The organism is [Pseudopropionibacterium] massiliense (assembly GCF_900607225.1).
GTDB classification, from domain to species: domain Bacteria; phylum Actinomycetota; class Actinomycetes; order Propionibacteriales; family Propionibacteriaceae; genus Arachnia; species Arachnia massiliensis.
Map to the genome: position 1 here is coordinate 1,448,139 of NZ_LR027842.1, position 21,439 is coordinate 1,469,577.

General features: G+C 65.9%; 21 protein-coding genes. 16 read left to right on the plus strand and 5 right to left on the minus strand.

Annotated elements, in window-relative coordinates:
* Nucleotides 1-33: 33 nt before the first annotated feature.
* Complete coding sequence (locus E0E39_RS06375) at nucleotides 34-1,239, minus strand: RtcB family protein (protein ID WP_130873979.1); 1,206 nt, start codon at nucleotides 1,237-1,239, stop codon at nucleotides 34-36.
* 457 nt (nucleotides 1,240-1,696) lie between these two features.
* On the opposite strand from E0E39_RS06375, the gene E0E39_RS06380 reads away from it, so the two are divergent.
* The 7 genes from E0E39_RS06380 (at nucleotide 1,697) to trpA (ending at nucleotide 7,646) form a co-directional block, all read left to right on the plus strand.
* Entirely contained in the window at nucleotides 1,697-2,044 is a 348-nt protein-coding gene (locus E0E39_RS06380) for a PadR family transcriptional regulator (RefSeq protein ID WP_130873980.1), read from the plus strand.
* Nucleotides 2,037-2,468 (plus strand): HAAS signaling domain-containing protein, encoded by a 432-nt coding sequence (locus E0E39_RS06385; RefSeq protein WP_165444664.1) that lies wholly within the window; start codon nucleotides 2,037-2,039, stop codon nucleotides 2,466-2,468. The genes E0E39_RS06380 and E0E39_RS06385 overlap by 8 nt, the downstream gene beginning before the upstream one ends.
* Before the next feature lie 320 nt (nucleotides 2,469-2,788).
* A complete protein-coding gene (gene hisI / locus E0E39_RS06390) occupies nucleotides 2,789-3,139 on the plus strand; it encodes a phosphoribosyl-AMP cyclohydrolase (protein ID WP_130873982.1) in 351 nt (116 codons plus the stop codon).
* Nucleotides 3,133-4,629: an anthranilate synthase component I gene (locus E0E39_RS06395; RefSeq protein WP_130873983.1), complete on the plus strand. Its 1,497-nt coding sequence runs from the start codon at nucleotides 3,133-3,135 to the stop codon at nucleotides 4,627-4,629. Before hisI ends, E0E39_RS06395 begins: the two co-directional genes overlap by 7 nt.
* Nucleotides 4,626-5,405, plus strand: coding sequence for an indole-3-glycerol phosphate synthase TrpC (trpC, locus tag E0E39_RS06400; protein ID WP_130873984.1), 780 nt, complete (start codon nucleotides 4,626-4,628; stop codon nucleotides 5,403-5,405). The genes E0E39_RS06395 and trpC overlap by 4 nt, the downstream gene beginning before the upstream one ends.
* Nucleotides 5,406-5,580: 175 nt before the next feature.
* On the plus strand, nucleotides 5,581-6,819 hold the full coding sequence (gene trpB, locus E0E39_RS06405; protein WP_207302440.1) for a tryptophan synthase subunit beta: 1,239 nt from the start codon (nucleotides 5,581-5,583) through the stop codon (nucleotides 6,817-6,819).
* On the plus strand, nucleotides 6,816-7,646 hold the full coding sequence (gene trpA / locus E0E39_RS06410; RefSeq protein ID WP_130873986.1) for a tryptophan synthase subunit alpha: 831 nt from the start codon (nucleotides 6,816-6,818) through the stop codon (nucleotides 7,644-7,646). The genes trpB and trpA overlap by 4 nt, the downstream gene beginning before the upstream one ends.
* Here the strand turns inward: trpA and E0E39_RS06415 are convergent.
* Entirely contained in the window at nucleotides 7,630-8,859 is a 1,230-nt protein-coding gene (locus tag E0E39_RS06415; protein WP_130873987.1) for an ROK family transcriptional regulator, read from the minus strand. The genes trpA and E0E39_RS06415 overlap by 17 nt on opposite strands.
* A 108-nt stretch (nucleotides 8,860-8,967) precedes the next feature.
* Between E0E39_RS06415 and E0E39_RS06420 the strand changes: the two genes are divergently transcribed.
* The 7 genes from E0E39_RS06420 to E0E39_RS15725 all read left to right on the plus strand — a co-directional run bounded on the left by E0E39_RS06420 (nucleotide 8,968) and on the right by E0E39_RS15725 (nucleotide 14,590).
* Nucleotides 8,968-9,408 (plus strand): Gfo/Idh/MocA family protein, encoded by a 441-nt coding sequence (locus E0E39_RS06420; protein WP_130873988.1) that lies wholly within the window; start codon nucleotides 8,968-8,970, stop codon nucleotides 9,406-9,408.
* A gap of 39 nt (nucleotides 9,409-9,447) precedes the next feature.
* Entirely contained in the window at nucleotides 9,448-9,978 is a 531-nt protein-coding gene (locus tag E0E39_RS06425; protein ID WP_425470615.1) for a Gfo/Idh/MocA family oxidoreductase, read from the plus strand.
* Between the two features lie 14 nt (nucleotides 9,979-9,992).
* Nucleotides 9,993-11,318, plus strand: a complete 1,326-nt coding sequence (locus E0E39_RS06430; protein WP_130873990.1) for a sugar ABC transporter substrate-binding protein — start codon at nucleotides 9,993-9,995, stop codon at nucleotides 11,316-11,318.
* An 11-nt stretch (nucleotides 11,319-11,329) separates the two neighbouring features.
* A complete protein-coding gene (locus E0E39_RS06435; RefSeq protein WP_130873991.1) occupies nucleotides 11,330-12,238 on the plus strand; it encodes a carbohydrate ABC transporter permease in 909 nt (302 codons plus the stop codon).
* A 4-nt stretch (nucleotides 12,239-12,242) separates the two neighbouring features.
* Entirely contained in the window at nucleotides 12,243-13,079 is an 837-nt protein-coding gene (locus tag E0E39_RS06440) for a carbohydrate ABC transporter permease (RefSeq protein WP_130873992.1), read from the plus strand.
* A 4-nt stretch (nucleotides 13,080-13,083) separates the two neighbouring features.
* Nucleotides 13,084-14,157 (plus strand): ABC transporter ATP-binding protein, encoded by a 1,074-nt coding sequence (locus E0E39_RS06445; RefSeq protein ID WP_130873993.1) that lies wholly within the window; start codon nucleotides 13,084-13,086, stop codon nucleotides 14,155-14,157.
* 259 nt (nucleotides 14,158-14,416) lie between these two features.
* Nucleotides 14,417-14,590, plus strand: a complete 174-nt coding sequence (locus E0E39_RS15725; protein ID WP_165444665.1) for a hypothetical protein — start codon at nucleotides 14,417-14,419, stop codon at nucleotides 14,588-14,590.
* Between the two features lie 27 nt (nucleotides 14,591-14,617).
* Here E0E39_RS15725 and E0E39_RS06450 read toward each other — a convergent pair whose 3' ends face one another.
* The 3 genes from E0E39_RS06450 to E0E39_RS06460 all read right to left on the minus strand — a co-directional run bounded on the left by E0E39_RS06450 (nucleotide 14,618) and on the right by E0E39_RS06460 (nucleotide 17,255).
* Entirely contained in the window at nucleotides 14,618-15,262 is a 645-nt protein-coding gene (locus E0E39_RS06450; RefSeq protein WP_130873994.1) for a response regulator transcription factor, read from the minus strand.
* Nucleotides 15,250-16,542: a sensor histidine kinase gene (locus E0E39_RS06455; protein WP_130873995.1), complete on the minus strand. Its 1,293-nt coding sequence runs from the start codon at nucleotides 16,540-16,542 to the stop codon at nucleotides 15,250-15,252. Before E0E39_RS06455 ends, E0E39_RS06450 begins: the two co-directional genes overlap by 13 nt.
* A 77-nt stretch (nucleotides 16,543-16,619) precedes the next feature.
* Nucleotides 16,620-17,255, minus strand: a complete 636-nt coding sequence (locus E0E39_RS06460; protein ID WP_130873996.1) for a DUF1707 SHOCT-like domain-containing protein — start codon at nucleotides 17,253-17,255, stop codon at nucleotides 16,620-16,622.
* A gap of 82 nt (nucleotides 17,256-17,337) precedes the next feature.
* On the opposite strand from E0E39_RS06460, the gene dnaE reads away from it, so the two are divergent.
* Nucleotides 17,338-20,889: a DNA polymerase III subunit alpha gene (gene dnaE, locus E0E39_RS06465; RefSeq protein ID WP_207302441.1), complete on the plus strand. Its 3,552-nt coding sequence runs from the start codon at nucleotides 17,338-17,340 to the stop codon at nucleotides 20,887-20,889.
* Nucleotides 20,882-21,439 (plus strand): hypothetical protein, encoded by a 558-nt coding sequence (locus E0E39_RS06470; protein WP_130873998.1) that lies wholly within the window; start codon nucleotides 20,882-20,884, stop codon nucleotides 21,437-21,439. The genes dnaE and E0E39_RS06470 overlap by 8 nt, the downstream gene beginning before the upstream one ends.

A 21,439-nucleotide genomic window follows, 5' to 3' on the forward strand; every position in this document is an offset into this window, starting at 1 on the left:
CCTCGGCGGACGGCATCCGGGGCGACCCCCGGTTCAGCCCTTGATGCACAGCAGGGTCCGGAGCCGTGCCACGACCTCGACCAGATCCGACTGCGCCCGGATCACCTCGTCGATGTCCTTGTATGCGGCCGGGATCTCGTCGATCACGCCGGGGTCCTTGCGGCACTCGATCCCTCGGGTCTGCTCGGCCAGGTCCTCGGTGGTGAACCGCCGCTTGGCCTGGCTGCGTGACATCCTCCGGCCCGCGCCGTGCGAGGCCGACTCGTAGGAGGCCGGGTTGCCGAGCCCCCGCACGATGTACGAGCCGGTTCCCATCGAACCGGGAATCACACCCAGGTCGCCCTTCCCCGCCCGGATCGCCCCCTTCCGGGTGACGATCAGCTCCAGGTCGTCGTAGGTCTCCACGGCCACGTAGTTGTGGTGACAGCGGATCGGATCCTCGAAGGCGATCCGGGGGATGTGCCGCGAGAGGTCGTCGCAGATGCTGGCGAGCATCACGTCACGGTTGAGCAGCGCGTAGGACTGCGCCCACCACAGGTCGTGGAGGTAGGCCTCCATCTGCGGGGTGTGGCTCAGGAACACGGCCAGGTCCCGGTCCACCAGGCCCTTGTTGTGGGTGAGGGACTGGGCGACCTCCATGTGTTCCTGTGCCAGCCGGTTGCCGATGCCGCGGGAGCCGGAGTGCAGGGTCACCCAGATGCGGTCGTCGTCCCCGGCGCACAGTTCGATGAAGTGGTTGCCGCCACCGAGCGTGCCGATCTGGTTCACGGCCTTGGTCTCGAGCCTCCCGAAGGAGCGCGCGAGCCTACGGGCCTGCAGCGACTCGAAGCCCTCCCGCATCTCCTTGAACCGGCGCTTCAGCCTGCCGTGCCGGTCGATGGTGGGGGAGTGGTCCCCGTGCGCCCCGTTCCCGACCGGGACGCCCCGTTCGATGGTGCGGCGGAGCCGTCCGAGATCATCGGGAAGCCGGTCGGGACCCAGGTTGGTGCGCACCGCGGTCATGCCGCAGCCGATGTCGACACCGACCGCGGCGGGGGCCACCGCCTGGTGCATGGCGATCACGGATCCGACGGTGGCCCCCTTCCCGTAGTGGACGTCGGGCATGACGCGCAGCCCGTGGGTCCACGGTAGGGCGGAGACGTTGCGGAGCTGCCTGATCGCGGCCTCCTCGATGCCGGTCTCGTCGGCCCACATGAGGGTGTTCACGGTGCCGCTCAGCGGCACCGGGTAGATGGACATGATGGTTCTCCTGGTGCGGGAGGGTCCGCGGGTGGGCAGCACCCACGGATCCTCGAAATGTTGACAGGGGCAACCAGAGACCTCTCGGAGGCGAGGCATGTGGGAAAACCGGGCGAGAGGGCTCCGTGCCCCGGAACTCAGCGGGACTGTGCGGAGTTCGTGGGGTGGGTTGAAGCGGCAGGACGCAGCAGACGCGCCGCGATGCCGCGACCGAACTGCTTTCCTCGCATGATCCAACCTCTCGCTCACCCGGCGAACCGGGTTCGGCGCCTTCCTTGACGCCGCGGAGAAGCATGGCAAATTCACCGGAGAAACGCAACCCGTCGGCGAGAGCCACCCGGGCCGTCCTTGAGCGGGGCGGACCAACCCGGCGCCTCCGTGTCCGCTGACAACGACCGAGGAAGCCTATTTTCGAAATAGATTGACAATCTACATAGATAGGTGATTCACTGACTGCATGACAACCAGTGCGTGGCCCCCGGAGTGGCAACGGGGCCTGCTCTCCGCAGCGATCCTCGGGATCCTCGGCCGCAGTCCCCTCCACGGGTACGGCATCGCACAGGAACTCGAAAAACACGGCTGGGGAGCCATTCCAGGAGGGACCCTCTACCCGGCCCTGCGGACCCTGGAGACCAAGGGGCTCGTGACGGGTAGCTGGCGGACCGCCGAGCGGGGCCCGGCAAGGAAGTACTACCGGCCGACGCAGGCCGGCCTGGGGCTCCTGTCCCGGCAACGAACCCAATGGGACGCACTGTCTCGGTCGATGACGCGGATCCTCGACGGAGAGGCCGACCATGATGAGTGAGAAAACGGACAAGTACACGGCAGAACTCGCACGCCATCTTCGCTTCCGGGGCGTGGACGAGAAACAGGTCCAGGAGGCCGTCTGGAGCGTCGAATCCCACACGGCCGACAGTGGCACCTCGCCGCGGCAGGCCTTCGGGAGCCCCCGGGACTACGCCCGGACCTTCACTCCTGCGCCCACCGCAGGGCCTGGCGACATGCCCCTGTACCTGGTGGGCTGGCTGATCGGAACCATGGCGGGCGCTCTGCTGATCATTTCCGTGAGCATGCGGGACCAGGAGGTCGTTCTCGGGTTCCTCCCTCCGGCCGCGGGGGTCGTCCTCGCATCCGTGATGCTGGTCGCATGGGGTGTTCTCGTCCTGGTCCGGCTGACCCGACGCCCGAAACCCAACCCTGCCGATCTTCCCAGGCGCGACCTCCGCTGACAACTCGACATCACAGACCTCACTCTGTTGCCCCAGCACCAGTACCACCGACGAGGTCCGGGCGCCAGGCCTCGGGTAGCCAGTGGTGTGCAACTCGGCGCAGCGTTCGTCCCCTCGCCCCGGACGACTTCCCCGGTTCCGAAAGCAGCAGCGGTTGACGCATCCCGCCCGGTGAACCTCGTGGCGAACGTGCGATCGTGCCGGATTCTCTCGCCGAGGTCCCTGACGAGCACCTCGTTTCCAGGGGGCTCGGAACTTCTGTGGCACTTCCACGGCCTTTCGGGTTGGTCAGGCCCAGAGGTTGCGGGAAGAATGGCGCCATGAGATTGCGTGAGGACGTGGCCGCCCGGGTGCGGTTCAACGCCGACGGGCTCGTTCCGGCAGTCGTCCAGGATGTTTCCTCGGGGCAGGTGCTGATGCTGGCCTGGATGGATGAGGAGGCCCTGGCCCGTACCTTGACGAGCAGGCGGGCCACATACTGGTCCCGCAGCCGTCAGGTCTACTGGGTCAAGGGGGAAACCTCGGGCAATGTCCAGCGCGTGGTCTCCGTTCATCTGGACTGCGACGGCGATACGGTGCTGCTACGCGTCGAACAGACCGGGGTCGCCTGCCACACGGGCAATCCAACCTGTTTCTTCACCGAGTTGACCGGAAGCGATGCCGAATGCTGAACATCTCGCCGACCCTCGCCGAGTTCACCGAGCTGGCGAGGACCCGACGTGTGATCACTGTCCATGCCCGTCTGCTGGCAGATCACCTCACCGCGATCGGCCTGTACGCCACCCTGTGCGGGGCGCGTGAGGGAACCTTCCTGCTGGAGTCCGCATCGGAAGGGGTGTGGTCCCGGTACTCCTTCGTCGGTGTGCGCTGCGCCGCCACCCTCACGGAGCGTGACGGGAAGGCCGTCTGGCTGGGTAGGGAACTGACCGGCATCGGTGACGGTGACCCGCTCGGTGTCCTGCAGCAGACCCTCGTCGAACTCGCCACCCCGGCCACCGAGGGATTGCCGCCGTTCCACGCCGGAATGGTCGGCTACCTCGGCTATGACGTCGTACGACGCCTGGAGACACTGCCGGACAACTGCGTCGACGACCTCGGGCTTCCCGAACTCGTGATGATGCTCGCGTCCCAGGTCGCGGTTCTGGACCACAGGACGCACGAGGTGTACCTGATCGTCAACGCCATCAACTACGACGGCACCGACGAGGGCGTGGAACGGGCCTATCACGAGGCGCTGACCGGTATCGAGGAGATGGCCGGACGGCTCAGCGAGCCGGTACCCTCCTTGGTGGAACCGGCGCGCGACGGCCTGGCCGACCTCGAGATCAGGCGTCAACGCACCCCGGCCGAGTACGAGCAGGCGGTTCGGGACACCATCGCCGAGATCGAGGCGGGGGAGGCCTTCCAGGTGGTGGTCTCGCAACGCTTCGACGTGCCCACCGAATCCGATGCGCTGGAGGTTTACCGAGCCCTCCGACTCACCAACCCCAGTCCCTACCTGTACCTGTTGCGGCTGCCGGGGTTCGCGGTCGTGGGTTCCAGCCCCGAGGCCCTCGTGACGGTTCAGGACGGCGTCGCCACCACCCGACCCATCGCCGGTTCGCGACCACGGGGCGACACCGAGGCGGAGGACCGGGAACTGGCGGCCGAGCTGCTGGCGGATCCGAAGGAACGGGCCGAGCACCTGATGCTGGTGGACCTCGGGCGCAACGACCTGGGACGGATCTGCGAGCCCGGCAGCGTCACCGTCCATGAGTTCATGCAGATTCACCGATACAGCCACATCATGCACCTGGAGGCGGCGGTGAGCGGGCGCTTGGCCGAGGGGCGCACAGCGCTGGACGCCACCTTGTCCTGCTTCCCCGCAGGCACCCTTTCCGGAGCGCCGAAAGTGCGGGCCATGGAGATCATCGATCAGCTGGAGGTCAGCCGCCGTGGTCTCTACGGCGGCGTGGTCGGCTATTTCGACTTCGCAGGCAACTCGGATGTCGCCATCGCGATCCGCACCGCCGTGCTCAAGGACGGCATCGCCCACGTCCAGGCGGGTGCCGGAATCGTCGCCGACTCCGTTCCTGGGAGAGAGGACGCCGAGTGTTCACACAAGGCGGCCGCCGTCATCACCGCGCTCCGCCGCGCCGCAAAGTTGGGAGAAACAACATGACCGTGCTCGACGAGATCATCACCGGGGTCAGAGAGGACCTGGCCGTTCGCCAAGCCGATCAACCCTTCGAGAAACTTCTGGAGCTGGCGCGTGAGGTGGAGCCTGCGCGTCCCGTGGTCCCTGCGCTGAGGGCCTCCGGGCTCTCCGTGATGGCGGAGGTGAAACGCCGCTCACCCTCGAAGGGAAACCTGGCGGAGATCACGGATCCGGCGGCGCTCGCCACCGATTACGCCGCCGGGGGCGCCGCTGCGATCTCGGTGCTGACCGAGAAACGGCGCTTCAACGGTTCGCTGACGGACCTCGACGCGATCCGCGAGGCCGTGGAGACCCCACTGCTCCGCAAGGACTTCATGGTGCACCCCTACCAGTTCTACGAGGCACGTGTGCACGGCGCCGACCTGGTGTTGCTCATAGCCGCCGCCCTCAGCGACGTGGAGCTGCGGGCCTTCCTGGACCTGACCGATGCTCTGGGCATGACCGCGTTGGTGGAGACCCACACCGAGGAGGAGGTGGAACGGGCCGTGAACGCCGGGGTTGAGGTGATCGGGATCAACAACCGGGACCTGAAAACCCTCGACGTGGAACTCGACAGGTTCGAGAAGCTCGCTTCTCTCATCCCCGACGATCGGGTCAAGGTCGCCGAGTCCGGGATTCTCACCCTCGACGACGCCCGAAGGGTGCGCCAGGAGGGAGCCGATGCCATCCTCGTCGGGGAGGCGCTGGTCCGGAGCGGTGATCCCCGCGCAGCGGTGGAGGAGTTCGCATCGGTCAACTGATCCCACTGACCGGTGGGTTCTCGTTCTCCAACGGGCAGGGGAGGGTTCGGGTCGGGCGATCCGCAGGAGAACCGGAATCGGGCGGGCTGTGGCGATCGGGACCAGGTGGCATCGAGGAGTCTCGGCGATTCGGAAGGTGATGTCCGCACCCGTGGGAACCAGTAGGCTGCTGCGCATGATCCTACTTCCCGATGCCCAGGGCCACTTCGGCCGGTTCGGTGGAACTTTCGTGCCGGAGGCGCTGCACGCCGCGCTGGCGGAACTGGACACCGAGTTCCGGGCTGCCCGGGCCGATCCGGTCTTCCGGGCCGAACTCGCCGACCTGCAACGCAACTACGCGGGAAGACCGACTCCCGTGACGGTGGCCGAGAACTTTTCCAGGCACTGCGGGAACGCCACGATCCTCCTCAAACGCGAGGACCTGAACCACACCGGCGCCCACAAGATCAACAACGTGCTCGGCCAGGCACTGCTCACCAAACGGATGGGCAAGACGCGCGTGATCGCGGAGACCGGTGCCGGGCAGCACGGCGTCGCCACCGCGACGGCGGCCGCCCTGCTCGGGCTGGAGTGCCGCATCTACATGGGGCAGTTGGACACCGAACGCCAGGCTCTCAACGTGGCCCGGATGCAGCTGTTGGGCGCCGAGGTCCACGCCGTGGCCTCCGGGTCCCGCACCCTGAAGGACGCGATGAACGAGGCCATGCGGGACTGGGTGTCGAGCGTCGAGAACACCCACTACCTGATCGGGACGGTGGGCGGACCGCATCCCTTCCCATACCTGGTCCGGGAACTCCAACGGGTGATCTCCACCGAGGCCCGCGCCCAGATGCTCGAGGAACACGGCGGCCTGCCCGACTGGGTGGTGGCGGCCGTCGGCGGTGGCTCCAACGCCATCGGCGTGTTCGCCGACTTCATCCCTGACGAATCGGTACACCTGCTCGGCATCGAGGCCGCGGGCGAGGGCATCGAGACCGGCCGTCACGCGGCGACGATCGGCGCGGGCCGCCCCGGGGTGCTGCACGGTGCCCGCACCTTCGTGCTCCAGACCGAGGACGGGCAGACCATGGAGTCACACTCGATCTCCGCCGGGCTCGACTACCCGGGGGTCGGTCCCGAACACGCATGGCTGGCCGAGACCGGCAGGGCCGGCTATGAACCCGTCACCGACGTCGAGGCGATGGACGCCTTCCGGCTGCTGACCCGGACCGAGGGAATCATTCCCGCGATCGAATCCGCGCACGCCGTGGCGGGGGCGAGACGACTGGCCCTGAAACTGGCCGGGGAACAACCCGGAGCACACCCCCGCATTCTGGTGTGCCTGTCCGGACGGGGTGACAAGGACGTCTCCACCGCCTTCAGGTGGTTCGGAATGTCCGGTGAACCCGATCGAGTCGTGGGAGAGATGGAATGAGCAACTTCACGGACCCCACCCGCCTGGGAATCTCCGGCAGGATCCTGGCCTCCTGCCGTGCCCAGGGGAGGGCTGCCTTCGTCGGCTACCTGCCGGTCGGCTACCCGGACGTCGCGAAGAGCTGCGAGGCCTACCGCGTCCTGTGCGAGGGGGCCGACATGGTGGAGATCGGGATGCCCTACTCCGATCCCTTCCTCGACGGCCCCGTCATCCAGCACGCCACCACCAGGGCCCTCGCCCGGGGAGTGCGCACCCGCGACGCCTTCACCGCCGCCGAGACCGTCGCCTCGTGCGGCAGGACCCCTGTGGTGATGACCTACTGGAACCTGATCGAACAGTACGGACCCGATGCTTTCGCCCGCGACCTCGCCGCCGCCGGGGGAGCAGGCGTCATCACTCCCGACCTCACCCCGGACGAGGCCGGCGAGTGGATCGCCGCCACCGATGCCCACGGCATCGACAGGATCTTCCTGATCGCCCCCTCCAGCACCCCTGAGCGCATCGCCATGACCATGGCGGCCTGCCGGGGCTGGGTGTACGCCACCAGCGTCATGGGGGTCACGGGTGTGCGCCGGGGCACGTCACAGGCCGCTCCGGTGATCGCCGCTCGTGCCCGGGAGATCGATCCGGGCCTGCCGGTGGGGGTTGGCCTGGGAGTCGGCAATGGCGCCCAGGCCGCGGAGGTCGGCGCCTATGCGGACGCGGTCATCGTCGGTTCCGCGCTGGTGCGTTGCCTGGCGAGCGACGGGACGGACATGCCGGGGGACCTGAAACGGTTGGGCGCCCTGGTGACAGAACTCCTGGAGGGTGTCAGGAGGGGCCGTTGACCGGACGACCACCCTTGCGGGGGGTCGATGGGAACACATGCGTGATGACCAGGGCCACGCAGCCCCGGATCACGGAATGGTCGGGTTCGGCGCTGAGCACGATGCGTGGTTTCGGGTCCCGTTCGGGGGAGTTCGTCACCAGGGCATCCTCCGTCCACATCCTCAGCTGCTCCCCACCACGGGCCACGTCTCCGTGCAGGATGTAGGTTCCGAGCCCCAGCAGCTGTTCGATGTTCGCGAGTCCCAGCCCGATCATGTTCGCATACCACCTGGCGAGGTTCTCCTGGCGATGATCCTGTTCCGCCTCGCACATCAGGCGAACGGAGGTCACCGTCTCCGGGTCCGGCAACCCCATTTCCCTGGCGCGCTGCCTCAGCCAGCCCAGAGTGGCGACGGTTTCCCAGCAGCCTCGGCGCCCGCAGGCGCAGGGATCCCCGTTCATGTCCACCACCATGTGGCCCGCCTCGCCACCCGCTCCCCGGGTTCCCTGACGCACTTCGTGGTCCTGGAAGATCCCGATCCCGAGAACCTCTCCGGTGAACACCGAACAGAAGGAGCTCAGGTTTCTCCCCGGCCCCATCCAGGCGTCCCCGTAGGCCTGCGCGCGGGGATGGTGTGTGGCGAAAACCGGCACGCCGAGGTCCTCCCGGAGCAGGCTCACCAGGGGAATGCGGCTGGTACCGGGACGGCGGTAGCTGGCGATCAGTTCCCCGGTGGGCCAGTCGACGGTGCAGGCATAGGCGATGCACACGCCGAGCAGTTTCTCACCGCGCAGGACCGAGGTGACCATCGTGAAGACGGTTTCCGGGAGCTCGTCCTCGCCGATGTGGCCGGTGTTCATTCGCAGGGAAGTGTGGATGCGGCCGTCGAGTCCGACGGTGGCCGCCGTGCACTCGTCGGGGGAGAGGTAGATGGCGCCGACACGTAGCGCGGTGCCGTACCACAGTGGGCGGGCCGGTTTGCCACCTTTCTCGCCGGAGGCACGCGCATCCTGTTCCGTCAGCATCCCGATCTCGATGAGGGGCTGGACGACCGCGCTCACGGTTGCCCGGCTGACTGCGAGACGAGTGGCGAGTTCGGCCCGTGTCAGGGGTCCGGTCCTGTACAACAGCTTCAGCACACGGAAGCGGTTCACCAAACCGACATCGGAGGAATTCAGCAGCCAGTCCTCGGGCGCGGAGCCGCATCCCCCGGTGGATTCCTCCGCGATCATGTCCCCAGCCTATCCACGGTCCCCAAAGTTTGTAGTACTTTCTAACAAACTGGCGTAGACTGCGTTCCGCGCTCCACGGCGGAGCGACACAACGATGTGGAGGAGACCATGGAGGCTGGTGTTCGAATCGGGGTCGTCGGAGGCGGGATCCGGGGCTCGATGTTCGGGTCCGTGATCAGGGAACACCCGCGGGGTGTGCTCGTCGGTTTCTGTGATCCGTCACCCACGGCGAAGGTTTCCCTGACGCAACGGTTCGGGGTCCCGGTGCACGAGGAAGTGGGTGCCCTGATCGCCGAGGGGTTGGATGCGCTGGTGGTTGCGACGCCGGACTTCGCTCACCTGGAGGCCGGTTTGGCCGGTCTGCGGGCCGGTCTTCATGTGCTCTTCGAGAAGCCCCTGGCCACCACGCTGCCGGATGCGCTGGCGCTCAGCGAGGCGGCCGAGGCCTCATCGGGGCTGGTGATGGTCGGCTTCGAGAACCGCTGGAATCCGAAATTCCAGATGGTGCGCGAGATGCTGCGCGAGGCGGCAACCCCGCTGATCGCCTAGCGCGTCCTGCTCCAGGACACGGAGTTCGTCCCCCGAAGGATGCTGTCGTGGGCCGGAAAATCATCACCGGCGTGGTTCCTGATGCCCCACACCCTCGACCTGGCCATGTGGATCAGCGGGGCGGAGCCCGTGGAGGTGTTCGCCCGTGGGGTGCGCAAGGTGCTGGTTCCCGACGGCATCGACACCTACGACCGGATAGCCGCCAGTTTCCTTCTCTCCGACGGTTCCATCCTCGACCTGGACTCCGGCTGGGTTCTGCCCGAGTCCCGTCCCTCCGTGTTCCAGTTCCGCTACGGCCTGGAGGCCAGGGGACTGGAATTCGATATCGAGATCGACCGTTCCGGCGTGACCTCCTTCGACGCGTCCAGCGTGCGTTACCTGGGTGGTCCCGAGACCGATCTGCGCGGTCGGCTGCTGGGACCCCACATCGACATGATGCGGGACTTCATCGATCTCTGCGCCGGAGCGGAGATCGATCATCCGACGATCGAACAGGGGCTGCTGGTCACGCGTGCCATCCATGCCCTTCACGAGTCCCTCGAGACCCGAACCAACGTCGCGATCAGTTGAAAGGTGATGAAGAAATGACGACCTCCAACACGGCCTCTCTCACCCGTCGTTCGCTCTTCGCGCTCGGTGGTCTGACGGCGGGCGCCCTGGCCCTCGGGGGATGCGTGAACCCCACCGGCGGGAACCAGACGGACAACGCCCCGCTCAGCTCCGGTTCCGGAGCCGCATCCGGGGAGATCACGATCCTCGACGACAACACGAACTCCGTTTTCAAGGACGGACTCATCAAGGTTTTCGAGGAACAGACGGGAATCAAGGTCAAGTCGTACGAGATGGCCAACTTCAACGATCTCCACGATCGTTTCGCCACTCTGTTCGCGGCAAAGGACACGTCCTTCGACGTGATCATGACCTGGGCGGGCTGGTCCGCCGAGTTCGGGCAGGCCGGATGGCTCCAGGAGATCGACAAGGAGGCCGTTCCCTCCGACCTGATCCAGCCGGCGCTCGACGCGGTCTCCTGGAACGGCAAGATCTACGGGCTTCCCAAGTTCGCGAGCGTCCAGTCGATGTTCTGGAACAAGGACCACTTCAAACAGGCAGGCCTCGACCCCGAGGCCGCTCCCGAGAACTGGGAATCCTTCGTGGCCGCGACCAAGACCCTCACCACCGACGGGCGCTACGGCTACACCTGCGACATGGGCAACCCGGCGGGCGCCTACCAGAACTTCCTCAGGGCGCTGCTGCTGGCGGGCGGGGAGCTCTACGACGCCCAGTGGAATCCGCAGCTCAACTCCGATGCGGGCGTCGAGGGCCTCACCAAGATGGTCGAGCTCCTCCACCTCCACAAGGTCATGGACCCGGCCTCACTGCAGATCACCAACGCCTCGGACCTGGTCGAGGTGTTCGCCCAGGGCAACACCAGCATCGTCTTCAACTGGTCGTTCCAGTGGGCCGTCGCGAACGCATCCGGGGCCAAGACCGCAGGGGTGGTCGGGAACGGCCTGATCCCCGGGATCAATGTTCGCTCCGCATCCATCGACGGATCGGAGGGATATGCGATCAACGTCAACTCCACGAACAAGGCGGCGGCCATGAAATGGCTCGAGTTCGCATCCTCCAACGTCGCCCAGAAACAGATCGTCGAGAAGGAGGGCTGGTTCCCGGTGTCCAAGGCCACCCTGGCGGATCCCGCGACCGTCGAGGCGCTTCCCGTGGTCAAGACCTACGAGGAAAGCACCAAGTACGTCACGAAACGCTACGGCACGCCGTGGTCCAGTGAGCTCGACCAGCTGCTGTCCGTGCAGGTCTCCAAGGCCATGAACCAGGAAATCGAGCCCAAGGCCGCCCTGGACTCGACCCAGGAACAGCTCAAGCCGGTCATCGCGAAGTACCTCGGCTGACAGGGGAAGAGATGAACAGGGTTCCGGTGTCCGCCGCCGAGCGACAGGACAGGCGGTTCGCGATCATTGCCTCGGCCCCTGCCGTCATCACCATCGGTGCCCTGTTCGTCTACCCGATGCTGTACGCGGTGGTGCTCTCGTTCTACCGGGTCAACGACAAAACCCCGGCATCCAACGGAATCGTCGGTGCGGGAAACTACCTCGCCCTGCTCTCCGATTCCGGATTCCAGTCCTCGCTGCTCAGGACCTCTGTCTTCTGCGTGTTCACGGTCTTCGGAGGGGTGGGACTGGCGATCGGGATCGCGAGCCTGCTGAACAGAAGATTCAGGGGACGAACCGTCGCACGGGTCCTGCTGCTGGTTCCCTGGGCCGTCCCGCCGGTGGTCAACGGAATCATGTGGAAGGTCGTGTTCGACGGCTCGTACGGGGTGATCAACTACATTTTGATGGGCCTTGGACTGACCGAGGACCGAATCCAGTGGCTCGCGACCCCGAACCTGGCCATGGGGGTGCTGATCCTCGCCGAGATCTGGAAATTGACTCCCTTCCTGGCGTTGATGGCCTTGGCATCGATGCAGGCAATTCCGGCGAACATGTATCGCGCCGCCACGATCGATGGCGCGAGCAGCTGGCAACAGTTCTGGCGCATACTGCTGCCCAACATGAGAGGGACCATCATGTTCCTGCTCATAGTCCAGTCGATGTGGTCCATCAAGGTTTTCGATTCCATCTACGTGCTGACCGGTGGTTCCGGGGGGCCGGCGGAGGCGACCACCACGGTGAACTTCCTGGCCTACCTGACCACCTTCAGCTACCTGGACAGGGGATACGGGGCGGCGATGTCGCTCGCGATCATGGTTGTCGTCACCCTGGTGGCGATGTTCTGGGTCCTGGTCCTCGGCCGCAAGGGGAAGGAGTGACCGAATGGAAGGAATGAAACGAAGCTGGTGGGCAACGCTGATCCACCGGGTGCTCGTGGTGCTGCTCTGCATCTACCTGGTGCTGCCCTTCGTGTGGATGGTGGTGTACAGCATCTACCCGTCCCAGAACCTTCGTGCCATCCCCATGGACCTGAATCCCGCCGCCATCACCTTCGACAGCTACCGGAGCCTGCTGACGGATCAGGCTTTTCTGACCTCCATGCTGAACTCTCTCATCGTCGGGGCGGCGACCACCGCCCTGTGCATGCTCCTGGGTTCGCTGTGCGCCTACGTGCTGGCCCGTTTCCGTTTCCGGGGCTCACAGGGGCTGCTGCTGGCCATGATGACGGTGCAGGCCGTCCCCGCGATAGTGCTGGCGGTGCCGTTGTTCGTGCTGCTTCGTGGAATGGGATTGTTCGACACCAGGATCGGTTTGATCCTGACCTACACGGCGTTCATCCTTCCCTTGGTGATATGGATGATGGTCAGTTTCTTCAACTCCATTCCCGTCAACCTGGAGAAGGCCGCGCGCGTGGACGGGTGCAGTCGCATCGGGATCTTTCGCAGGGTGGTGCTGCCGCTGTCCGGGCCGGGATTCACCGCGACCGCGATCTTCGCGTTCATCACGGCGTGGAGTGATTTCTTCCTCGCCAAGGTGCTGACCGGCACGAAAACGCCGATGCTGCCGGTCACCACGGCCTCCTTCCAGGGGCTGTTCGCCATGGACTACACGCGGGCCGCCACGGCCGGGGTCATCACGGCCCTCCCCGTCCTACTTCTCGCACTGGTGGCCCAGAAATGGATCGTGCAGGGAATAACCGAGGGGGCTGTGAAAGGATGAGAAGATGGCGCAGATAAAGTTGACCGACGTCGGTAAGCGCTACGCCAGCAAGGGGGATGACTTCGCCGTCCGGGGGGTTTCGTACACCGTGGAGGACAAGGAGTTCGTATCCCTGCTGGGACCCTCCGGGTGTGGGAAATCCACGACCCTGAACATGATCGCGGGCTTGGAGAGCGTTTCGGAAGGAACCATCGAGATAGACGGGGTCTCCGTCGAGACGCTCGAACCCCACAAACGCGATCTGGCGTTCGTGTTCCAGGACTACGCGCTCTACCCGCACCTCTCGGTTTACGAGAACATCGCCTTCGGTATGCGGATGCGCCGGATGCCCAAGGCCGAGATCGCGACCCGGGTCAGGGCGGCGGCCGAGCAGCTGGGCCTGGTCGAGCAGCTCCGCAAGCGTCCCAGGGCGTTGTCGGGAGGGCAGAGGCAGCGTGTTGCCCTGGCCCGCGCCATCGCGCGCCGCCCCGGGGTGCTCCTCTACGACGAGCCCCTGTCGAATCTCGACGCGCTCCTGCGGGACAGGACCCGCGCCGAGCTCAAACTCCTGCACAACGAGATAGGGGCGACGAGCATCTACGTCACCCACGATCAGGAGGAAGCGATGTCGCTTTCTCACAAGATCGCGGTGATGAGTCGCGGGAGGCTCGAGCAGTACGGTTCCCCGGAGGAGATCGACAGCCGTCCCGCCACGGAGTTCGTGGCCGGTTTCGTCGGGAAACCCAGGATGAACCTGTTCACGGCGGAGCCCTTGGAAAGAGGCCGGGTGGCCGTTCCCGGAACCGGCTTGAAGGTTGATCTGGAATTGCCGGAGCTCCGGGAGAAAATCCGGATCGGTCTGCGGCCATCGGAGTGTCACGTGGTGTCGGCGTCCGAGGAGACGGCCGCCGGGAGGGTGGCCGTGATCGAACCCCTGGGGGCCTACAGCGACGTGATCGTGGACATCGGGGGAGGGGAGCTGTTCGTCGCCCGTGAATCGGGTTTTCCCGACGTCCGGGTGGGTGACCACGTCACCATCGACCTGCGGGACGCAGTCCGCCACGTTTTCGACGTCGAAACCGGTCTCAGGCGCGGTTGAGGGCCGGGGAGCCCGAGCCACCGGGCCCCGCGGTGGGGAACTGATCCGTCAGCGCATCACCCGGGCAGGACGAACAAAGGCCGGCAGTTCCCGGACGGGCCGCAGCGGGTCTTCGGTGAACCCTCCGTGTTGTAGGCTGATCCCCGGCCGATGGGACGAAGGTGTTCACCATGATGAACACCGTGCTCAACACGTCGATGGGCGGCACGACCGTGACGTTTGCCTGCTCACCCTGACCATCGACAGGAGTACCTTCCGGATGAAGAACCTCACCATGGAACTCAACGCCGACGTGACCGTTCAGGGCAGGAAATCGGAGATGAACCTGAAGGTGGACATGACCTCCGACGAGACCCAGGAGGTCACCCTCAGCGTCCTCTTCGATCTGCCGGATGCTCCCGAGACCGGCCTGAGAACCTTCCTCTCCTCCTGAGGGCAGATCTTCCGCGGGGGCGGGACGTCAATTGGAGAGCAGGGTCAGGACGGCCTTCACCCGGCGATGAACGCTCGGATCCGGGTGGAGACCGAGCTTGGAGAAGATGCGCTGGGTGTGCTTCTCGATGGCCCCCTCCGTGACCACCAGGCGTTTCGCTATTCCGGTGTTGGTGTGGCCCTCCGCCATCAAACCCAGCACCTCCCGTTCCCGGGGGGTCAATTGGGCGACGGGATCCACCTTCCGGCCTCGCCCCAGAACCTGCGCCACCACCTCGGGATCGAGAACCAGCCCGCCTCCCGCGACACGGTCCGCGGCTTCCAAGAAGGTGTCGATGTCGGCGACCCTGTCCTTGAGGAGATAACCGAGGTGGGTGCCGCCGTCGGCGAGCAGTTCCTGCACGTAGGCGGCCACGACGTACTGGCTCAGCAACAGGATGGGGGCCTCACCCCAACGGCTGCGGATCTCGACGGCGGCCCGCAGGCCCTCGTCGGTGTTCGACGGGGGCATGCGGATGTCGGTGATGATCAGCTCGGGACGCAGCTCCAGTGCGCGGGGCACCAGTTCCGTTCCGCTCCCGACGGCGGCGATCACATCGTGACCGCCGTCGCCCAGGATCAACGCCAGGCCCTCCCTCAGCAGGACCGAGTCGTCGGCTATCAGGACTCGCAAGGGATCACCGCCTCGATCGTGGTCGGTCCTCCTGCGGGGGAGGTGACGGTCAGCCTGCCGTCGACCCCTTGGAGGCGTTCCTCAAGACCTGCCAGGCCGTGGCCCTTGGCCGTCGAGGCGCCGCCCACGCCGTCGTCGGTGATGGTGGCGTACAGCCAGCCGTCCTGGACCGCGGTGATCAGGTCGATCGTGGTGGCCCCGGAGTGCTTGTTGGCGTTGACCAGGGATTCCGAGATCACGAAGTATGCCGCCTGCTCGACGTGATCGGGCAGTTTCCCGGGGATGCTGGAGTAGACGGTCACCGGGATGGCGGAACGGGCGGCGGCCTCGTCGATGGCGGCCTCGAGCCCACGATCGACCAGCACCGGCGGAGCGATGCCACGGGACAGCTGCCTCAGCTCGGCGAGGGTTTCCTGGGTCTGGGCCATGGCATCCCCCAGCATCTCGCGGGCCCGTTCCGGGTTCTGATCCAGCTGCCGGCGGGTGCGGGCCAGATCCATGTTGAGCCGCACGAGCCGCTGCTGCGGGCCGTCGTGGATGTCGCGTTCCAGTTTCCGCAGGGCCCCGGTCTCGGCGCGCTGCACCGCGGCACGGGAGTCCTTGAGCTGACCGATCCGGGCATCGTTGCGGGCCCTCAGGTTCAGCAGGGTATCGCCCACCGAGCCGTGCAGCCACGCCAGGCCACGGAACACGGTTGGCGCCAGCTTGATGGCGAGCAACCCGACCACTATGTAGATGAGTGCGTCGATGATTCTCACGAGGGTCGAGTTCAACATGGGAGTGAAACCCGTGCCCCACCAGTAGAGGTAGGCGAGACCACCACCATCCGAGTGGAAGATCTCGTTGAGGAGGGCGGAAACGGGGCCTGTCACCGGTCCCGTGCACAGGGCCACCCAGGTCACGGCCAGCGACCATGTGATCGTCGAGGTGATGAAGCCCACGAAGACCCACAGGACATCGAGCCACGACTGGGGATCGGCGATGACGTTGAACATCGCCTTGAACCAGGAATCCCCCTCCCGACGCTGCCGATAGTGCAGTGCTGCCGGTTCGTGTCCGAAGAGTCTCGCCTGGGCGTGCCGTTCCACTGTCGCGAAGCCGCGGGTAAGCAGCAGGGCAAACGTCAGGATGGGGATGCCCAGCCAGATGATCAACAGGCCGCCTCCGAGAGAAACCAGAGGTATGACCGTGCAGAAGGCCATCAGCATGACGGGCCAGCCGAGGAGGAGGTAGGCGATGGTTCCCGCGAGTGGGGGACGGAAGGTGGGTGTCGTGTTCATGGTTTCACTCTTCACCCCGGCGGCCTTCGGTCCCATCCCGCTGGCCCGAGACCCGGGGTGGGGCTGGCCCGACAGTTTCAGAGCAGCTCCTTGAACTTCTTGAAGAAAGATTTGTGTTTCGGGCCGTACACCTTGACGTTTCCGAAGATACAGACACCGGTCAGCACCAGTTCCGGACCGCTCTCATCCGGTTCCAGACCGGCCACCCCCACGTCCCCGAAGATGCAGGCGGCCTCGTTGCGGACCCTGACCCCGGCGGGAACTCGCAGGACCACATCGCCCATGGCCACCATGACGTTCAACTGGGAGGACGCGGAATCGAACACGGCTTTGGTCAGGTCCAGTTTCACGTCGCCGAAGACCGTGTTCACGTGGGTGTTGGCGCGCACCCGCCAGCCCTCGCCCCGTTTGGCGTCCCCGAAGATCGCGACGATGTTCTCACTTCCCGATCCCGCCCCTGTCGGATCGATCAGCGCACGCGGCCGGTCGTCCCGGGTTCTCTCCACCAGGTACGAGGCGGGCTTGGGATCGGTGGGCACCAGGTCGGTGGTGATCTCCCGCAGATCCCCGAAGGTTTTCGCCTCCCAGGTCCTGGTGAGGCGTTCGTCGTGTTCCTCACGTGTCAGGCGGCCGTCGGAGTAGGCGTCGGTCAGCAGCTGTTCAATGGCCGTGCGATCCGCGTCCGAGCAGCGCAGGTGGTCCGGTTGGGGCATGGGCCACAGCTTACGCGGTTCCCACCGGCCCGTGCGGTCCCGATCCGCATCCCGGGGTAGGGTTGGTGCCCGTTCGGGTCGGATGGAAGGAGCAGTCGTGGGGGACACGTTCGTGCACCTGCACTGTCACACGGAGTTCTCGATGCTCGACGGCGCGGCGCGCGTCCACGACCTGTTCAGGGGCGCGGAACGCATGGGCATGCCGGCGCTGGCGATCACGGATCACGGGAACCTCTACGGGGCCTACGAGTTCTACAAGGCCTCCAAGAGCTACGACGTCAAACCCATCATCGGCCTGGAGGCCTACCTGACCCCGCGCACCCACCGCACCGAGCGCAAACGCGTGCAGTTCGGCGACGGTACCGGCGACGACGTCGCATCGAAGGGCGCCTACACCCACATGACGATGTGGGCCTCCGACAAGCAGGCCATGCACAACCTGTTCAAACTCAGCTCCCGGAGTTCCCTGGAGGGGTTCTTCTACAAACCCCGCGCCGACCGGGAACTCCTGAACGAGTACGGCAAGGGATTGATCGCCACCACGGGCTGCCCCTCGGGTGAGGTCCAGACCTTCCTCCGGCTCGGCCAGTACGACAACGCCCGGGCCGCGGCGGCGGAGTTCCGCGACATCTTCGGGGAGGGCAATTTCTACGTCGAGCTGATGGATCACGGCCTGTCGATCGAGAACAAGGTGCGGTGCGACCTGCTCCGCATCGCCAAGGACCTCAAACTGCCCCTGGTGGCCACCAACGACCTCCACTACGTGCGCGCCGAGGACGCCGACGCCCACGACACCCTGCTGTGCGTCTCGGCGGGTTCCCGCAAGGCCCAGACCGACCGGTTCAGGTTCGACGGCTCCGGCTACTACCTCAAGAGCCCCGAGGAGATGCGGGCCCTGTTCAAGGACCTCCCCGAGGCCTGCGACAACACCCTCGCCATCGCGGAACGCATCGAAACCGTTTTCGACGAGGGCATCGGCACCTACATGCCCCGCTTCGACTGCCCCGACGGCGAAACCGAGAACTCCTGGTTCCACAAGGAGGTGGAGAGGGGACTCCACCAGCGCTACCCCGACGGCATTCCCGACGAGGTCATCGAACGCGCCGAGTTCGAATCCGGGATCATCTCCAAGATGGGATTCACCGGCTACTTCCTGGTGGTCGCGGACTTCATCAACTGGGCCAAGAACAACGGCATCCGCGTGGGTCCCGGCCGCGGGTCGGGCGCAGGGTCCATGTGCGCCTACGCCATGCGCATCACCGACCTCGACCCCCTCGAGCACGGCCTGCTGTTCGAGAGGTTCCTCAACCCCGAACGCGTCTCCATGCCGGACTTCGACATCGACTTCGACGACCGCCGCCGCGGCGAGGTGATCCAGTACGTCACCCACAAGTACGGCTCCGACAAGGTGGCCCAGATCATCACCTACGGCTCCATCAAGGCGAAGGCCGCCGTCAAGGACGCCTCCCGGGTGCTGGACATGCCGTTCGCCGTCGGGGAGCGGATCACCAAGGCCATGCCCGCCGATGTCATGGGCAAGGGGGTTCCGCTGCCGGAGCTGTTCAACCCGGAACACAAACGCTACGCCGAGGGCCAGGAGTTCCGTGACCTCTACGACTCGGACCCGGACGTCAAGACCGTGGTCGAGGCGGCCAAGGGCATCGAGGGACTGAAACGCCAGTGGGGTGTGCACGCCGCCGGGGTGATCATGTCGAACGCCCCTTTGCAGGACGTCATCCCGGTGATGAAACGGGAATCCGACGGCGCCATCATCACCCAGTTCGACTACCCGGGATGCGAATCCCTCGGGTTGATCAAGATGGATTTCCTGGGGTTGCGGAACCTCACGGTTATCGCCGACGCGGTGAACAACATCAAGATCAACCGCGACATCGACATCGTGCTGGAGGACCTTCCCCTGACCGATCCCGCCACCTACGACCTGCTGCAGCGCGGCGACACCCTAGGGGTCTTCCAGCTCGACGGCGGCCCGATGCGGCAGCTCCTGCGTTCCATGCAGCCCGACTGCTTCGAGGACATCTCCGCCGTCGGTGCGCTCTACCGTCCCGGTCCCATGGGCGCCGACTCGCACAACAAGTACGCGCGACGCAAGACCGGGCGCGAGAAGGTGGAACCGATCCACCCGGAGCTCGCCGAGGCCTTGGAGCCGATCCTGGGGGAGACCTACGGCCTGATCGTCTACCAGGAACAGGTGATGGCGATCGCCCAGCAGCTCGCCGGGTACACGCTGGGCGCCGCCGACATGCTCCGCCGCGCCATGGGCAAGAAGAAGAAGGCGGAGCTGGACGCCCACTACGAACGCTTCAGCAAGGGCATGAAGGAACGGGGATTCAGCCAGGGACCCATCGACGTGCTCTGGAACATCCTGCTGCCGTTCTCGGACTACGCCTTCAACAAGGCCCACTCGGCAGCCTACGGGCTGGTCTCCTACTGGACCGCCTACCTGAAGGCGAACTACCCGACCGAGTACATGGCGGCGCTGCTGCAGTCGGTCCGCGACGACAAGGACAAGTCCGCCGGTTACCTGGCGGAGTGCCGGCGCATGGGGATCCACGTCCTGCCCCCCGACGTCAACTCCTCCGAGATCGCCTTCACCCCCGTCGGCAAGGACATCCGTTTCGGGCTGGGGGCCGTCCGCAACGTCGGCGACAAGGTGGTCTCCGCGTGGACCGCGGAACGGGCCCGGGAAGGCAAGGCCAAGGACTTCCACGACTTCCTCGACAAGGCCCCCTTGCTGATGTGCAACAAACGGGTGATCGAATCGCTGATCAAGGCAGGCGGGTTCGACGAGCTGGGCCACACCCGGAGGTCGCTGATGACCGTCCACGAGGACGCCGTCGACTCTGTGATCGAGCTCAAGAAGAACGAGGAACACGGCCAGTTCGATCTCTTCGGGGACTTCGGCGGTGACGGTGAGGGCGGTCTCGACAGGCAGCCCGTGCCCGACCTGGAGGAATGGGACAAACGCACGAAGCTGGCCTTCGAACGGGAGATGCTGGGACTGTACGTCTCCGATCACCCGCTCAACGGCCTGGAACACGTGCTGCTCCAGCACGGCAAACACTCAGTCTCGAGCCTCGCCGCGGAGGGCGGGTTCCGGGGTGAGACCACCGTGTGCGGGCTCATCACCTCGGTGACCAGACGGGTCAACAAGAAGGGGGCATTCTACGCGGTCCTCGTGCTGGAGGACCTGGAGGCCAGCATCGAGGTCACGGTCTTCCCGAAGGTCTACGACGTGGTCGCCCAGTACCTGGCCCCGGACACCATCGTCTCGGTCAAGGGCGTGGTGGAGGAAGCGGAGGACCGGGCGCGGATACGGGCCCAGGACGTGCACGCCCCACAGGTGAGCGCCGACGGTGGCCTGGGGCCGGTGGTGCTGACCCTGCCGACGGTGCGCTGCACCCCGGGAGTGGTGGGCAACCTCAAACAGGTGCTGTCGGGTCATCCCGGGTCCGCAGAGGTACATCTCCAGCTCCGCAACGGCGACCGGCTCACCACTTTCCGGCTCGGCAACGGTTTCCACGTCGCCCCGAGCTCGCCGTTGTTCGCCGACCTGAAGGCGCTGCTGGGGCCTGGCGCGGTGTCCTTCGGGAAGGGGGCGGCGCATGGCTGAGCCTCGCCCTTCCCGGGCCATGCCCCGCCTGCTGTGGCGCGTACTCCAGTTCCTCGGGGTGCTGCTGGGGCTGGGGGCCCTGTGTGCCCTCGCATGGGCATGGCTCGCACGCAGGCCCGGGTATCTCGTCTCCCAGGAACTCGGGGCGAGCCTGTCGGAGCGGGGACTGGCGGAGGTTTTCTCCGCGGATGCGCTGTTCGTCCTGCTCGCCGCCCTGAGCGGGCTCGCAATCGGGTTGATCTCCTGGTGGTGGTTCAGGAATCGTGGCTGGTGGGTGTGCGTGGCCGCCGTCGGGGGGGCGTTGATGGTCTGTCTGCTCATCTGGCTGGGTGGGATGTGGATTCTGCCACCGAGTTTCGATTCCCGCCTCGCGGCGGCCTCCGCCGGGGACATCGTTCCCATTGACCTGAGCCTGCACTCGATGTCTGCCCTGCTGGTGGGGCCGTTCTGCGCCATCACCCCCGTGATGCTGCTCGCGGCATTCTGGCCTGAACCGCATCCCGTTCAGGCACCACCATCGGAGCCTCGCAGGATCGCGGCGGTAGACTGA

Coding starts and splice junctions, on each gene's coding strand:
- E0E39_RS06375 (WP_130873979.1), bottom strand. CDS start 1,239: ATGTCCATCTACCCGGTGCCGCTGAGCGGCACCGTGAACACCCTCATG.
- E0E39_RS06380 (WP_130873980.1), top strand. CDS start 1,697: ATGACAACCAGTGCGTGGCCCCCGGAGTGGCAACGGGGCCTGCTCTCC.
- E0E39_RS06385 (WP_165444664.1), top strand. CDS start 2,037: ATGAGTGAGAAAACGGACAAGTACACGGCAGAACTCGCACGCCATCTT.
- hisI (WP_130873982.1), top strand. CDS start 2,789: ATGAGATTGCGTGAGGACGTGGCCGCCCGGGTGCGGTTCAACGCCGAC.
- E0E39_RS06395 (WP_130873983.1), top strand. CDS start 3,133: ATGCTGAACATCTCGCCGACCCTCGCCGAGTTCACCGAGCTGGCGAGG.
- trpC (WP_130873984.1), top strand. CDS start 4,626: ATGACCGTGCTCGACGAGATCATCACCGGGGTCAGAGAGGACCTGGCC.
- trpB (WP_207302440.1), top strand. CDS start 5,581: ATGATCCTACTTCCCGATGCCCAGGGCCACTTCGGCCGGTTCGGTGGA.
- trpA (WP_130873986.1), top strand. CDS start 6,816: ATGAGCAACTTCACGGACCCCACCCGCCTGGGAATCTCCGGCAGGATC.
- E0E39_RS06415 (WP_130873987.1), bottom strand. CDS start 8,859: ATGATCGCGGAGGAATCCACCGGGGGATGCGGCTCCGCGCCCGAGGAC.
- E0E39_RS06420 (WP_130873988.1), top strand. CDS start 8,968: ATGGAGGCTGGTGTTCGAATCGGGGTCGTCGGAGGCGGGATCCGGGGC.
- E0E39_RS06425 (WP_425470615.1), top strand. CDS start 9,448: ATGCTGTCGTGGGCCGGAAAATCATCACCGGCGTGGTTCCTGATGCCC.
- E0E39_RS06430 (WP_130873990.1), top strand. CDS start 9,993: ATGACGACCTCCAACACGGCCTCTCTCACCCGTCGTTCGCTCTTCGCG.
- E0E39_RS06435 (WP_130873991.1), top strand. CDS start 11,330: ATGAACAGGGTTCCGGTGTCCGCCGCCGAGCGACAGGACAGGCGGTTC.
- E0E39_RS06440 (WP_130873992.1), top strand. CDS start 12,243: ATGGAAGGAATGAAACGAAGCTGGTGGGCAACGCTGATCCACCGGGTG.
- E0E39_RS06445 (WP_130873993.1), top strand. CDS start 13,084: ATGGCGCAGATAAAGTTGACCGACGTCGGTAAGCGCTACGCCAGCAAG.
- E0E39_RS15725 (WP_165444665.1), top strand. CDS start 14,417: ATGAAGAACCTCACCATGGAACTCAACGCCGACGTGACCGTTCAGGGC.
- E0E39_RS06455 (WP_130873995.1), bottom strand. CDS start 16,542: ATGAACACGACACCCACCTTCCGTCCCCCACTCGCGGGAACCATCGCC.
- E0E39_RS06460 (WP_130873996.1), bottom strand. CDS start 17,255: ATGCCCCAACCGGACCACCTGCGCTGCTCGGACGCGGATCGCACGGCC.
- dnaE (WP_207302441.1), top strand. CDS start 17,338: ATGGAAGGAGCAGTCGTGGGGGACACGTTCGTGCACCTGCACTGTCAC.
- E0E39_RS06470 (WP_130873998.1), top strand. CDS start 20,882: ATGGCTGAGCCTCGCCCTTCCCGGGCCATGCCCCGCCTGCTGTGGCGC.